The organism is Lactobacillus rizhaonensis, assembly GCF_036246345.1.
In the GTDB taxonomy this organism is placed as follows: Bacteria; Bacillota; Bacilli; order Lactobacillales; family Lactobacillaceae; genus Lactobacillus; species Lactobacillus rizhaonensis.
Genome location: NZ_BTTV01000001.1, coordinates 625,458 through 639,887, shown reverse-complemented (window position 1 = coordinate 639,887; position 14,430 = coordinate 625,458). Strand labels below are relative to the sequence as shown.

13 protein-coding genes are annotated in these 14,430 nt (G+C 35.2%); 12 read left to right on the top strand and 1 reads right to left on the bottom strand.

Going from position 1 to position 14,430, the window contains the following annotated elements:
* Positions 1-15: 15 nt before the first annotated feature.
* Entirely contained in the window at positions 16-657 is a 642-nt protein-coding gene (udk, locus tag AAA915_RS03055) for a uridine kinase (RefSeq protein ID WP_338199774.1), read from the bottom strand.
* Between the two features lie 178 nt (positions 658-835).
* Here udk and AAA915_RS03050 point away from each other — a divergent pair, with 178 nt between their 5' ends.
* The 12 genes from AAA915_RS03050 to AAA915_RS02995 all read left to right on the top strand — a co-directional run bounded on the left by AAA915_RS03050 (position 836) and on the right by AAA915_RS02995 (position 14,422).
* Complete coding sequence (locus tag AAA915_RS03050) at positions 836-1,714, top strand: LysR family transcriptional regulator (protein ID WP_338199772.1); 879 nt, start codon at positions 836-838, stop codon at positions 1,712-1,714.
* Positions 1,715-1,804: 90 nt separating this feature from the next.
* Positions 1,805-3,280: an FAD-dependent oxidoreductase gene (locus tag AAA915_RS03045; RefSeq protein ID WP_338199770.1), complete on the top strand. Its 1,476-nt coding sequence runs from the start codon at positions 1,805-1,807 to the stop codon at positions 3,278-3,280.
* Positions 3,281-3,293: 13 nt separating this feature from the next.
* A complete protein-coding gene (locus AAA915_RS03040; protein ID WP_338199768.1) occupies positions 3,294-4,028 on the top strand; it encodes an SDR family NAD(P)-dependent oxidoreductase in 735 nt (244 codons plus the stop codon).
* Between the two features lie 12 nt (positions 4,029-4,040).
* Entirely contained in the window at positions 4,041-5,483 is a 1,443-nt protein-coding gene (locus tag AAA915_RS03035) for a vinyl phenol reductase (RefSeq protein ID WP_338199766.1), read from the top strand.
* Between the two features lie 6 nt (positions 5,484-5,489).
* Positions 5,490-6,686, top strand: a complete 1,197-nt coding sequence (locus tag AAA915_RS03030) for an MFS transporter (protein WP_338199764.1) — start codon at positions 5,490-5,492, stop codon at positions 6,684-6,686.
* A gap of 200 nt (positions 6,687-6,886) precedes the next feature.
* Positions 6,887-9,646: a sigma 54-interacting transcriptional regulator gene (locus AAA915_RS03025; protein ID WP_338199762.1), complete on the top strand. Its 2,760-nt coding sequence runs from the start codon at positions 6,887-6,889 to the stop codon at positions 9,644-9,646.
* A gap of 152 nt (positions 9,647-9,798) precedes the next feature.
* Positions 9,799-10,269: a PTS sugar transporter subunit IIB gene (locus AAA915_RS03020; protein WP_338199760.1), complete on the top strand. Its 471-nt coding sequence runs from the start codon at positions 9,799-9,801 to the stop codon at positions 10,267-10,269.
* Between the two features lie 10 nt (positions 10,270-10,279).
* Entirely contained in the window at positions 10,280-11,119 is an 840-nt protein-coding gene (locus AAA915_RS03015; RefSeq protein ID WP_338199758.1) for a sugar phosphate isomerase/epimerase family protein, read from the top strand.
* Between the two features lie 15 nt (positions 11,120-11,134).
* Positions 11,135-11,923, top strand: coding sequence for a PTS mannose/fructose/sorbose/N-acetylgalactosamine transporter subunit IIC (locus AAA915_RS03010; RefSeq protein ID WP_338199756.1), 789 nt, complete (start codon positions 11,135-11,137; stop codon positions 11,921-11,923).
* Positions 11,907-12,734, top strand: coding sequence for a PTS system mannose/fructose/sorbose family transporter subunit IID (locus AAA915_RS03005; protein WP_338199754.1), 828 nt, complete (start codon positions 11,907-11,909; stop codon positions 12,732-12,734). Before AAA915_RS03010 ends, AAA915_RS03005 begins: the two co-directional genes overlap by 17 nt.
* A gap of 37 nt (positions 12,735-12,771) precedes the next feature.
* Entirely contained in the window at positions 12,772-13,434 is a 663-nt protein-coding gene (gene deoC, locus AAA915_RS03000; RefSeq protein ID WP_338199752.1) for a deoxyribose-phosphate aldolase, read from the top strand.
* A complete protein-coding gene (locus AAA915_RS02995) occupies positions 13,427-14,422 on the top strand; it encodes an SIS domain-containing protein (protein ID WP_338199750.1) in 996 nt (331 codons plus the stop codon). Before deoC ends, AAA915_RS02995 begins: the two co-directional genes overlap by 8 nt.
* Positions 14,423-14,430: the final 8 nt, after the last annotated feature.

Here is a 14,430-nt window from a genome sequence, read left to right as displayed (position 1 = left end):
GCAATTACTCCTTTTTTATTTTTCTTTTTTACTTAAAATTGAGTGTACCTTAGTTGTAAGCATATCAATGGCCACATTATTTTTACCGCCTTCTGGAACAATAATATCCGCATAGCGCTTGGTAGGCTCAATAAATTGATGATACATCGGCTTAACTGTGCTTAAATATTGTTCAATCACAGAGTTAATGGACCGGCCCCTCTCATTTAGATCACGTTCTAAACGTCTAATAAAGCGAATATCATCATCTGTGTCAACGTAAACTTTGATATCCATCAAATCACGAATTTTTTTGTTAGCTAAAACCAAAATTCCTTCAAGAATAATGATATCGGCAGGTTCAGTATGAATGGTCTTTTGACTACGGGTATGCTCTTTAAAATCGTATACAGGCATCTCGACTGACCGATAATTTAGTAAGTCTTGCAACTGTTTTCTAAGCAAAGGAACATCAAAGGCATCTGGATGATCATAGTTGATGTTCCTCCTTTCACTCATAGGAATCCCAGTATTATCTTTGTAATATGAATCCTGGGTCATAATCAAAACGTGTTCATTCTCTTGCATCTGGGCAACAATTTTTTGCGCAATGGTAGTTTTCCCGCTGCCTGAACCACCGGTAATACCAATTACTACAGGCTTTTCAAGTCTAGACATTATGCCACTCCTTTTTTAATCCTTAAACATTTTACTTTACTTTTGCCATAATTACCAACAGTTAAGGTATATTTGATAATTAATGCTACTTTTCTATTGAATACGGTTTAAAGTTGGCTAAATTTTTTATATTATAAATGTGAAAAAAGTAATTTGTGTTAAATAGCATAGGTGCAAAATGAATTATAACTTAATGCCAGTAAAATATTTTGTTGATGTCGTTCAAACTCACGGCTTTATTTCAGCAGCAAGGAGAAACTATGTTTCAGAAACAGCAGTCAGTTCAGCTATTAAGAAATTAGAAGATGAGTTGGGTCAAAAACTGCTTAACCGTTCTGCTGGTAAATTCTCGTTAACGCCAGTAGGAGAAGTTTTCTATAAGCGCAGCGTAGAAATTATCAATTTGTACAGTGAAATTTGGCACCATCCAGATCCAAATCCAGAAAAGTTGTTGCGTGTCCATTTTTTGCAAGGCTTTGAAAATGACGCAGCATTATTTGCTTCAAAAATACCAGATATTTGTCAGCCAAATTTTGACGAAGAAAATTTTGATTCTTGCATCAAAAGATTGATTAATGGTAATTATGACATACTGGTTGGCTTTGACTTAGCCTTTGCCGGCAATAATAAAATAGACTGCCTACCTTTTAGAAAAACTAGTTTTGACTTACTGCTAAATAAAGATGAACTAGGGCAATATCATGGCGATAAGCAGAAACTCGCTAAAAACAGTATGTTTTATATGCAAAACTGGAAATCAACTGGTATTACTGATATTCAGCTTGCTATGCTTAAAATCTATTGTCAAAATGGTTGGAAATATAAAGAAGTGTCAGAGGTAAACAGCTTTGCCGCTGGATGTTTAAATGTCAACTTTAATGGTGGTATCACAATCGTACCGGAATCCTTTAGTTTACCGCAAAACTGCAATAATATTGAGCGCTTAGCACCAGTCCAATTGCAGAAAGCTTTTAATGTGATAATAGCAATGAATCCAATGGTTTCAACTAAATTTAGAAAAATGCTTAAGCATGTGACAACTTTAACTTATCGCTGACAACTTTTATGTGTTAGCGCTTTTATCAAAAATGACATAAAATTCAATTGTAATAAGAATCACAAATTTATCAGAAAGGGTGAGGTTACATTGAATTCTTTTTCAACTGAAGTCGTAGTTGTTGGCTCAGGGTCGGCTGGAATTTCAGCTTGCTTTGAACTTTATCAAAAGCATGTGCCATTTGTACTTTTAGAAAAAGGTAACAAAGTTGGAGGTGCCGGCAAATTTGGTGCTCATGGAGTTTTTGCTATTAATTCCACTGAACAAAAAGAACGGCATGTAAATTATGGCTATCGTGAAGCTTTTAACGGATTAACAGATTACAACCACTTCTTTGTTAATGGTGAATTATTAGCGAGGTTTTTGAAAAAGTCAGGTGCTAATATTGATCGGTTAGCAGAAATGGGTTTACCAGTAACTGTGGAACAAAGCGAACAAAAAGCACACTTAAATGATCCACTGGTTTACCATAAATTTAATAATTTTACAGAGAAAATGGCTAACTGGGATAAATTACCGGATAAATTTTCCGCTGCTGGCAATAAGGTAATGTTGGAAACTGCAGCTGTCGATCTGGAATATGATAATGGCTTAAAAGCTGTTATTGCCAAAAACAAAAATGGCGAAGAGATTAGAATTGCTGCTAAAAAAGTAATATTTGCAGATGGCGGCTATTGTGGCAGTCAAGAAATGATGACAGCCAATTTTTCAGATACTAAAGCACTTTTGAACCTCGGGGAGCGCAAATCTACGGGTACGGGAATTAGGTTAACACATAAATTAGGTGCAGATTGTCGTCACCGCCCAGTTCTTTTTGCCCATGGCTGTGCACCAAGCATGAACATTAATCCTATGAAAAGAGACAGCGCTGTTGAAACTATAACCAATTTACCATTACTGTGGCTGGATCAAACCGCTAATCGTTTTGTAAACGAGGACGTAGTTTACGACTTTGCTATGTGGGGTAATGCTGCTCATAACGTTAACGGTATGTATTACGTTTTACTGGACCAAAAGACTTTAGATACTTTTAAGCAAAAAGAAGTTAATCTTGAAGACACTTTTGAAAGACAGTTCTGTGACGTAGGACAAACGCCAAGAACAACTGTGGGCCCTTTACCTAATATTCAAACAGACTTTGATAATGCGGTTAAAACAGGTGAAGTTGTAAAAGCAGATACCCTGGAAGAATTAGCCCAGAAGTTATTACAGCCTTATTCTTCACTCACAAGGAGTGTTAATGCCTATAACAAGGCGGTTAAGCAAAAAGAAGACGATACTTTCTTAAAGCCGGCTGCTGAATTATTGTTTGACGTTCAAGAAGGCCCATTTTACGCAATAATTGAGCACTGCGCAATTTTAGGAACATTAGACGGTGTCAATGTTGACCGTAACTGTCAGCCAGTAAAAGAAGATGGCACCCCACTTAAAGATTTATATATTGTTGGTAATAATGTTAACGGTTTATATTCTGATGGCTACCCGAGCTATGAAGGTATTGCTAACGGCTTTGCCTTTGTCTCCGGCTGGATTGCTGCCGAAGAAGCAATTAAGAGTTTAAATTAGGAGGAAAATAAAAATGTTAGAAGGAAAAGTTGCTGTTGTTACTGGAGCTGCTCAAGGTATTGGCTATGCTATTAGTGAGGAATTTGCCAAGCAAGGTAGTGATGTCGTTTTAACTGACTATAACAAGAAAGTGCTGGATGTTGCTACTGAAATGAATGAGAAATATAACGGTAAGATTACCGGCTTGATTTTGAATGTCATGGATAAAGACAGTATTAAGAGCGGGTTACAAACTATCGTTTCCGATTACGGTAAGATTGATTATGTAATGAATAACGCTGGCGGCGGTGTTTTGAAGCCATTTGCCGAACTGACTGATGAAGATTTTGATAATACGATTAATTTGGACTTACGTGGTACCTTCTTGTGTATGCGTGAAGAAATCAAACTGTTCTTAAAACAAGGCTATGGTTCAATCGTCAATACCAGTGCTTTAGGCAGTATTTATAATCCTGGTGGTATGGGTGCTTATAATGCAGCCAAAAATGGCATTATTGGTATGACTCAAGCTGCAGCGATTGATTATGCTGATAAAAATATTCGTGTTAATAGTGTTGCTCCCGGCCTAACTAAAACCCCACTTAATGAAGGCGGCTTTTTAGAGAAAGTTTTACCAACTGTACCGATGAAGAGGGCAGAAACAGCTGCCGAAGTTGCTAAAGTCTTTGTTTTTGTAGCTAGTGAAGCCACATTTATGACCGGCCAGACAATTCTAAGCGACGGTGGCGTTTCAGTCGGCTTGAAGTAGGGGAGAAAATTCATGTTTCCTAAAAATTCCGCATATAACCTAGTAATCGTTGGTGGCGGCCTTAGTGGCTTGGCAGCAGCTGTCAGTGCTGGCGAGCAGGGCATCAAGACCTTAGTAATTGAAAAAGGCAGGACACTTGGCGGTGACGGCAACTACGTCGAAGGCGCAATGGGAGTCGACAGCTTTTTGCAAAAAGAAAAAGGCATTAAGATTGATCCTACTAAATTGCTTCAAGATGAATTGAACTACTCACATTATGAAGCCAGTGCCCCTCATTTACGAAAATATATTAGTCAAAGTGGCTCAGTAATTGACTGGCTTCATTCTCTTGGAGTTGAGTTTAGTAAAGTTGGTCCTCAGGGTAAAAGCTGGCCTACCATTCATACTTTTGCTGGTGGTGGCCATGCTGTGATTGCAAAGTTAATACCTAAAGCTAAATCTCTTGGTGTAGAAATTGTAACTAGCATTAGTGCGCAAAAAATTTTACAACATAATGGTCATGTCAGTGGTTTAGTCATTAAAAATGAAGCTACAGGACAGTTTAGAGAATTAACTGCAAATAACGTGATTTTAGCTACAGGCGGCTATGTGGATAATCCAGATTTGATTAAGAAGCGGACCCCTGCAACCGAACGATTGCTGTCAGTTAGTGATGGCAAATCTACTGGAGACGGCATGCAACTAGCGTGGCAGGCCGGAGCTGAACACTATCAGATGGGCGCTATTCAATATGGTGGCGGCGCTATTTTGGATAAAACACGTCCACCTTTTGTTCATATGCCTGAACAATTGGCAGCAGCAGCGACTCAAGAGGCAATTTTATGGGTAAATGAACAAGGCGAACGCTTTGTTAATGAAGATGTCAATGACAATATGTGTCATGCGGGCAGTGCACTTTTAACCCAATCAAGAACCTTTTCAATCCTTAATCAAGAAACGGTTGACCATTTAACTAAAGTCGGTCTTTACAAAGAAGTAGGCAATTCACCGGTTTCACCTGAAAAGTTGGAACATTTACAAGAAGAAATTACGCGTGACTTACAGAATGGTGATAAGTACTTGACCAAAGCAGATACTCTGGTTGAATTAGCAGAAAAATTAAATTTGCCAAATTTACCGCAAACAATTCGGCGTTATAACGATTTAGTGGCTAAAGGAACAGATACTGATTTTGGTAAAGCTCCCGAATACATGACACCTTTAAAAGATGGTCCATATTATGCAGTAGAATTGGGAATTGGAATGGCATGCGCAATCGGTGGTATTCGCGTTGATAATAACAATGCTGTTTTAAATTCCTATGGTTATCCTCTTACCGGAGTTTATGCTGTTGGCAATGATGCTGCAGGAATGCTTGTTGGTGATACTTACGCTGTCACTTTACCAGGAAGTACAGCAGGTTATGCTGTATTTTCGGGTAGAAATGCCGTTCAAAGTATTGCTAAAACCCGGTAAAAGTCAATGAATAGTGCTCAAAGAGTTTCTGTTTCAAAAACTCGTATAGGTATCTTAGCGGTTAGTATGATTGGCATGGCAGCTTTAGCTATTACACCATCTTACGCTGCCATTGCTAAATTCTTTAGCCTTAACAATACTAGTGTACAAATGCTGACATCTTTACCAAATTTATTTATGATGCTTGCGGGAATAATCATTGGTAAATTGACAGCAAATAAAGTTAATTTAAAAATGTTGACTCTTACTTCAATTCTTCTAGTCACAATTGGTGGGTTATTGCCACTAGTACTGCACACGAATTTTGCGTTCTTACTTTTTTGCTCAAGTTTAGTGGGTTTAGGTCAAGGAGCCTGCACCAATTTAACTCAGGTTTTAATCGCACAATTGCTGCCTCAAAGTGAACGTGAATCTACTATGGGTTTATCTACAACTTTTATTAATATTGGCGGCATGGTCTTTATCATGGGCGGAGGTCAACTGGCAGCTTCAAGCAACTGGATTAATAATTATTGGATATACCTGTTTTCGCTGCTAATACTTCTAATTGTATTTCTTCTTCTGCCATTTGAAACTAGCATCGCTTCTCAGAATGACACTGAAGCAGCTAATACTAAAATTCATTTAAATAAGTTCGTGTTTTATAGCGCTTTCTGGGCGTTTTTGATAATGTTACTTAATAATGTTTTAAATAATAATATCTCTTTGTTTGTAATGAGAGAAAATCTTGGTGCCACTAGACAAGCAGCATTAACATCTACTATTTCTCTTGTTGGTGGGATGATCTGCGGCTTATTTGTGGGTAAAATTGGCAAAATGTTTCGCTATTCTTCAATTGCTCTTTCATTATGTTTGTATGGTTTTGCATACTTATTGATTGGTCTGTTTCATTCACTACTAATTGTCTTTATTGGCAGCTTTATAGTCGGAGCAGCAATGAGTATTGCAATGGGGCAATTTCCTTATTTGATTTCCCTTATTGTCGATGATAACAGTGTTTCTATGGCTTTGGGAATTTATGTTGCGATTTATTCGATTGGTGGGGTCGTCAGTCCACTGATAATTAATCCTTTGACTAATTTAGTCAGTCATTTAGGCTTTAATGTCTTTTCGCTAAGTGGGTTACTTGCACTATTACTAGCCTTAATTTGTTTGCTAGTTAAATTTCAAAAGAGTTTAGTTTTAGCTACGAAAGATAACTAAAAGCAGACAATAGTTTATAGTGATGTGAACTACTAAAATTAGGACACTTCATAAGTTATTAGCTAAGGACTAACTTTCGATATTTAATCGGAGTTAGTCCTTTTAGTTTTCATCATAGTTTTAAAGACTTATTTTTTCCTCTTGAACGGACTTTATAAAACCGTTACCATAACTTTTAATAGTAAAGGAGGAGGGTTGTCATGAATTTAAAACAAGAGCTGCTTAACTTAATACATGAAGCAAAATATGAAGATATCAAACAATTTTCAACTTCTAAGTTGGCTGCTAGGTTAGGAGTTAAAAGGAACACAGTTAGCCATTACCTTAACCAGTTAGTTAGTGAAAATAAAATTATTAAGATCAAAACAAGACCCGTGATTTTTTTAGATCGAGAAAACCTTACAAAGACTACAAATAAGGTATTAAATCAAGAATATGACAGTATAGAGAACTTAACTAAAAGCTTAAGAAAAACTGATGCATTTTCTGGTGTCATAGGACATGACCAATCATTATATGGTCAGATTAGGAAACTAAAAGCAGCTGCATCCTACCCAGGCAGACTTCCCGTTTTGATTAATGGACAAACAGGAACGGGTAAAACCTACATAGCAAGAAAATTTTTTGATTACTGCGTAGCTGAAGGATATATACCTTCAAATGGTAAATTTGTTAGTTTTAATTGCGCAGAATATGCTGATAACCCAGAGTTATTGACTAGTACGCTTTTTGGCTATGCTAAAGGCTCTTTTACAGGTGCTGAAACTGCCCACAATGGTCTTTTTGATGAAGCAAATAATGGCATGCTATTTCTTGATGAAGTTCATAGGTTAGATCCTAAAGGACAGGAAAAACTATTTTCTTATTTAGACAGCGGAGAAATAGCACCATTAGGTGAAGCAGCTAAAAAGAAGTCGCTAAATGTAAGATTAATTTGTGCTACTACAGAAGATATTAAGAGTAGTTTCTTAGCCACATTTATTCGTAGAATTCCAGTTCAAATTACAATGCCACCACTTTCTGATCGAACAACTAATGAGATTAGATCTTTAATAATATATTTCTTTATATTACATGCAAAAAAAATAAAGAAAAATATCAATGTTAATAATCATGTACTTTTAACTTTGGCCAATACTAAATATGAAAGTAATATTGGTCAACTAAAAAATGATGTCTTGCTTTCTGTAGCAAGTGCTCTTAGTAAAACAGAAAAAAATGATCAAAATAGTATTTATGTTAAATTGGCTGACTTGCCACAGGGAATTTTATTATCTGGTATTTCCTTCTCAAAAGAAATTTGGTCACGGAATAAAAAGAATATATTGATTAAACCAAATAGTAAGATTCAAGATTTTGTTGATAATTACGAAAGCACAAACTACATAGAGAAGACAATGAATCAAATTTTGTCTTTATATGATAAAGTTTCTTTTAATTCTTTTATCTCAAAAGCTTTTGCAAAATTAAATAACTTGTGTGATTATCTTATTTTTAAGAAAAAAACTATGGACAAAGGTGAACTGCCCCTTAATCTAATTAAAAAAATGCTTAATCAAGAAGTTGGTTATCTTCAAGACGATTTACGAAATGATTTTAACGGCAATATTATTGTAGCTATTTCTTATTATTTTTATTTTAGACAAGAAAAACATTGGCAATTATCACAGAACCAAAGTAAAACAATAAAAAGAATTGTTAGCGAAATTAATGAAGTAAATTATACAAGTGAAGTTGTAGATACAATTTTAAATGTTGTAAATAATATGCTTAACTTGTATACCGATGATATCGATAAATTATTTTTAGCTATTTACCTGAGTGGGGCACAAAGAAAAAAGAGTTCAAACTTAGTTCATTGTATTCTTCTAGCTCATGGTTATTCGACAGCAAGCAGTATTGCCGATACTGTTAATAAAATTGCCGGTGAACCGTTACTTGATTCTTTTGATATGCCAATTGATATTTTACCGGAGGAGATAGCAAAAAAGGTATCGAACTATATCCATGTTAGACACGTGGTAAATGGCTTAATTCTAATGGTAGATATGGGTTCCTTAGAAAAAATTCCTGAACTATTGCAAATGGACTTAAATTTTCCGGTAGTCATATTAAATAATGTCTCCACACAGTTAGCCTTATTTGTAGCTAATTATATAAAAGAGAGAAAGCCTATTGAATCCATCATCAATAAAATGGATGAGACAATTCATAATGATTACCGGATTATTTATCCAAAGATGGTTAAACAAAATGTGATTTTAGTATGCTGTACAACGGGCGTAGGCACTGCAAACAAAATTAAAAAAATGGTTGAGGAAAGTCTACCTTTGAAAAGTAAGGTTCAAGTAATGTCATGCTCCTATAATTGGCTAAAATTAGAGGATCAAGAAATGGCCCTCAAAAGAAAATATAACGTTTTAGTCGTGATTGGAACAGCGGACCCGAAATACTACAATATTCCTTATATTTCCTTGGAAGAATTAGTAAGTGGATCAAAATTATCAACTTTAAAACGAATATTGAAGGGAATCTTGTCTGATAAGGATCTTGATCACTTTAATGAGTCTATTCTAAGAAATTTCACTATTGAACGGGTTATTAATTCATTAACGATTTTAGATACAAAAGAAGTCATCAAAAATATTGATTCATGTATTAAGTTAATGGACAAGTATCTAAACGTAACACTTTCTAATACAACGATGATGGCCTTATTCGTTCATATTAGTTGTATGATTGAAAGAATTATTCGTAACCAAACGTTAGAAACACCACCCAATAATTTTAAGGAAACAGCTCAAAGTGTGAAAACTATAAAAAATATTAGAAGATCACTGCGACAATTAGAGAGAATATATAATATTAAAATTCCGATTACTGAAATTAAATACATTTATGATTTAATTTTTGATACCCAAAACAGTAACCTGGAAATTACAAATACTGAAGATTTTTGACAGAAATAAATTATTTAAAAATACTGTCAAAGAATACTACAAAATTAAGCGGAAAGGCGACCAAATGAGGTTGCTTTTTTTTGACACTTAGTTGGCACATTAATTGCTAATAGTTTGGTGTAAGGACAAGATTCAGATAAGGAGGAATTAATTTGATTAAATTATTGCGAGTCGATCACAGATTGCTACATGGGCAAGTAGCTTTTTCTTGGACTCAGGAACTAGGAGTTGATTGTATTCTAATTGCTAATAACGATGTCCCGAATAACGAGATCCGTAAGACAGCCATGAAACTTGCTAAGCCCCAAGGAGTTAAATTAGTGATTAAAAATATTTCTGATTCAATTAAAGCCCTAAAAAGTGGCGTGACTGATAAATACAAATTATTTATTGTTGTTGAGTCTGTTGCAGATGCTTATTCTTTAGCTACTGCATATCCTCAAATTAATCATATCAATTTAGGAGGAACAAAACCGGCAGATGGTACAAAGCAAATAAGTAAAGCTATCAATGTCACAAATGATGATGAGAGCAAATTAAAGGAGCTGGTAAATCAAGGTTGTGAAATAGAGATTAGACAAGTGCCAAATGATAAAAAAGAATTATATAAGGAAATGATGTAGGTTCTAAATAATGAATAATAAAATTTCAAAGAGTCGTTTGGCAGCCATGAATTATTATTATAGAAATTATTCTTTTGAATATTTTTTAGATTCGGTTAGCCGAAACGGTTTAACTCAGATAGAACTTTGGACAAGTCCACAACATTTCTGGGTTGAGGACACAGGACATCAAAATGTATCTCAAATAAAAAAGAATGTTGCAGATCATAATTTAAAAATAATTTGCTTAACACCACAACAGAGTAATCCCAATTTATATAATTTGGCTGCTAAAAGTAAGCACTTAAGGGATGGATCTATTGCATATTTTAAGAACTTAATCGATGCTGCTGCAGAATTAGGTGTTCATATGATTGCATTAAATTCTGGCTGGGACTTTTATGATGAAGACCCCAAAAAAGCTTGGGAACGGTCGGTGGAAATGATGAAAATAGTAGCCGAATATGCTGCTAGTTGTCAAATTAAAATCGCTGTTGAAGCTTTGCAACCCGATGAGTCTCATTTGGTTAATTCAATCGTTGATCTTAAAACCTATTTAGACGATGTTGATGAAAATAATGTGGGAGTAAACATCGATTTGGGAGCCATGGCTAGAAATAGAGAAACTATTTTACAGTATTTTACTGCTTTTGGCTCAAAAGTCATTCATTGCCATTTTGTTGATGGCAACCCAGTTGGTCATCGTTGCTGGGGTGAGGGCGAAAGAAATCCTGGTGACGATTTTCAGGCTTTTAATTCAAATAATTATCAGGGTGATTTTACGTTTGAATTTGGGCAATCTGAATACTTTTTAAACCCTGCGGCAGTGGAAAGAAAGTCACTAGCATTTCTGAGTCCTTTTTTAAAGTAAAAGATAGGAGAAAAAATGAGTAATTTAGGTACTGCATTACTGATTGGACTAGTAGGTTTTATTGGTCCCTTAGATTTTGCAATCGGTTCTAACATGTTAAATAGACCAATTATTTTAGGCCCTTTGGTAGGTCTGGTATTAGGAAATTTAACTCAAGGTATTATTATTGGAGCATCACTAGAACTAGTATTTATGGGAGCTATTTCAGTTGGCGCATATTTACCCCCGGATGTAATTGTAGGTGGAGTTTTAGGTACAGCTTTTGCAATTACTTTGGGAAAGGGCGTTGGTGCAGCAATCGCCATTGCCATGCCTATTGCAATGCTTTCACTGGCTATAGGGAATTTAACAAGTGTAATTTTTCCAGCAATTGCCCATATTGGTGATAGATATGCAAAAGAAGGCAAACCTGGTGGTATAACAGCTTCTATGTGGGGGATTGGCTTGATTGAATGTACCCGTCGTGGAATTTTGTGCTTTTTAGGCTATTATGCTGGAAGTGCAGGAATGAAGGCACTATTAAACGTCATTCCGCAAAACATTATTGACGGTTTACAAGTAGCTGCAAATATGTTGCCCGCTATCGGTTTTGCTATCTTATTAGAAATGATTATTAATAAAACCATATTGCCATATTTCTTTTTAGGATTTTTGCTCTCGGCATATCTGAAAGTACCTGTATTAGGTGTTGCTTTATTCGGGCTAATTATTGTTATTGTTAAATTTCATTCAGATAAAAAACAGACTGTTTTAACCACATCTACTTCAACAAAAGAGGATACCGATTATGACGACGATTTCTAAAGAAAATAAGATAACCAATAAAGATTTAAGACAGATAATGTGGCGTTCCTTACCAATGGAATTTGGTTGGAACTATGAGAGACAAATGCACTTGGCATTTGCTTATATGATGGCCCCTTTAATGAAGAAGCTTTATCATAAAAATCAAAAAGAATACACTGAATCACTTGAAAGGCAGATGGAATTTTTTAATTGTACTCCACAATTAGTTCCTTTTATTGGCGGCGTAGTGGCTTCAATGGAAGAAAAGAATTCTGAAGATAAAGATTTTGATGTTTCCACTATTAGTGCTATTAAAACTGCATTGATGGGTCCATTGTCAGGAATAGGAGACTCACTGTTTCTAGGTACTTTGAGAGTTCTTGCTGTAGGAATAGCTGCATCTCTTTCAATGAAAGGCAGTATTCTTGGACCAATTTTATTTTTGCTAATATATAACATTCCTGCATACCTTGTTAGGTATTTTGGTGTCAAGGCTGGATACAGTATGGGAACTAGCTATCTTGATAAAATTCAAAAATCGGGCTTGATGGATAAGTTTAAGGAGGCTGCTGGTATTCTCGGAGTTATGGTCATAGGAGCAATGACTCAAAATATGGTAGTTGTTAAAGTCGTAGCAAAATTTGGTACGGGTAAAACAGCAACTTCTTTACAAAGTGTTTTAGACAGCATATTACCAGGCGTACTCTCCTTATTAGTCCTGTATATATTTTATGTCCTGAACAAAAAGAAAATTAATGTCTTGTGGCAATTATTGGGTGCTACCATCATTGGAGTTTTACTTACTGTTTGGGGAGTATTAGGTGTTTAAGTTAAATTGAAAAATATTGAGAAATTGAGGTATAAAAATGATTAATAAGAAGATTGACTATATTGATGATCCAAATGATACTTTTGTACAATACTTGGAGAAAGCAAAGAAATATAATTTTAGAGCAATATTTGCCAAACCAGAAAATGAATATGATATCGCTAAAGAGTCGTTAAAAGATACTGACATCATTATTGCTGGTGCAATAGATTTTCCTGAAGGCAAGATGGAACTTGATGAGAAAATGAAGCGGTTTGAAGATTATGCTGCCAAAAATTATGAAGAAGTAGATTACCCATTAAACCAAAAAAACGTTGAAAATAAAGATTTTGATGCTATAGAAAAGGAAATGTCGACAATTTCCCAATTTTGTAAGCAACACAATATTCGCGACAAAGTAATCGTTGAGATGTGTAAATTAGATGGTGATGATGCCGCCAAGGAAAAAATTTGTGAAATTGCAAATCGGGTTAAACCTGCCTTTTTAAAGACTTCAACTGGAAGAAGTTTTGGCGGAGCTAAGATTGAAGATGTAAAACTTATGAAAAGAGTTCTAGATCCTGCAATAAAAATAAAAGCTGCGGGCGGCATACATACTTATGATGAAGCAATGGGGTTTTTAAATGCTGGTGCATCAATAATGGGTGCAAGTGCAGGAATTAAAATTGTTGAGCAAGAAAGAGATTTAAAGAATGCGTAAATTTAACAAGCAAAAATTAGTTGACAGTATGACTGGAGCTCTTAATTTAAGAAGCCAAATTAACAATGTTATTGATCCATTATTTAAAAAAGGAATTGATAATATATGTTGGCTAGGGATTGGAGGCACTTATGCTTCTGGAATGCAGGCTAATATTCACATGAAAGAAAAAAGTGCTCTAGAAACCTTTTATCAAAATGCGGCTGAATATGTTGTTACAGGTAATAAAAGAATTACCACAAAAACTTTGGTAATCATTTCTTCCGTTACTGGCAACACTAAAGAGATGGTTGATGCAGTAAAAAAGTTGAATAAAACTGGTGCTACAATTCTAGGCTTTATGGATGATCCTAAGGCTAAGTTAGCTTCAATGTTAACATATTGTATTTCTTATCCTGAAAACGAACAGCTAAAATTTTTCATGGTAGGAGACCGTTTAATGTATTTAAATGGTGAATTCTCTGATTATGACGAATTTTATCAGGAAATGGATGCTCATTTTGCTCAAGACATTGCAGACATTGAGGAAAATGCAGATGAATTTGCTCAAAAATTTGCTGAAAAACATCATGATGATGAAATTCATTATTTTGTCGGAGCAGGTAATCAATGGGGCGCCACTTATTCATATGCTATGTGTTACTGGGAAGAACAGCACTGGATTAGAACTAGAGCTGTTGAAGCAGCAGAATTTTTCCATGGTATGTTTGAAGTGGTTGATCGTGACACTCCTGTTACAGTTTATGTTGGCGAAGACAGTCAAAGGCAATTAAGTACACGTGTTGCAAAATTTTTGCCAGAAATCTGTGGCAATTATACCATTATAGATTCTAAAGACTATGATTTACCCGGATTTTCAGAAAAATATCGTGGCACTTTGTCACCATTTGTTTTCCATGCAATTAATAATAGAATTGATGTTCATATAGAACACATTAACCGTCATCCAATGGATATTCGGCGCTACTACCGCTGCTTAGATTATTAATTAGATAG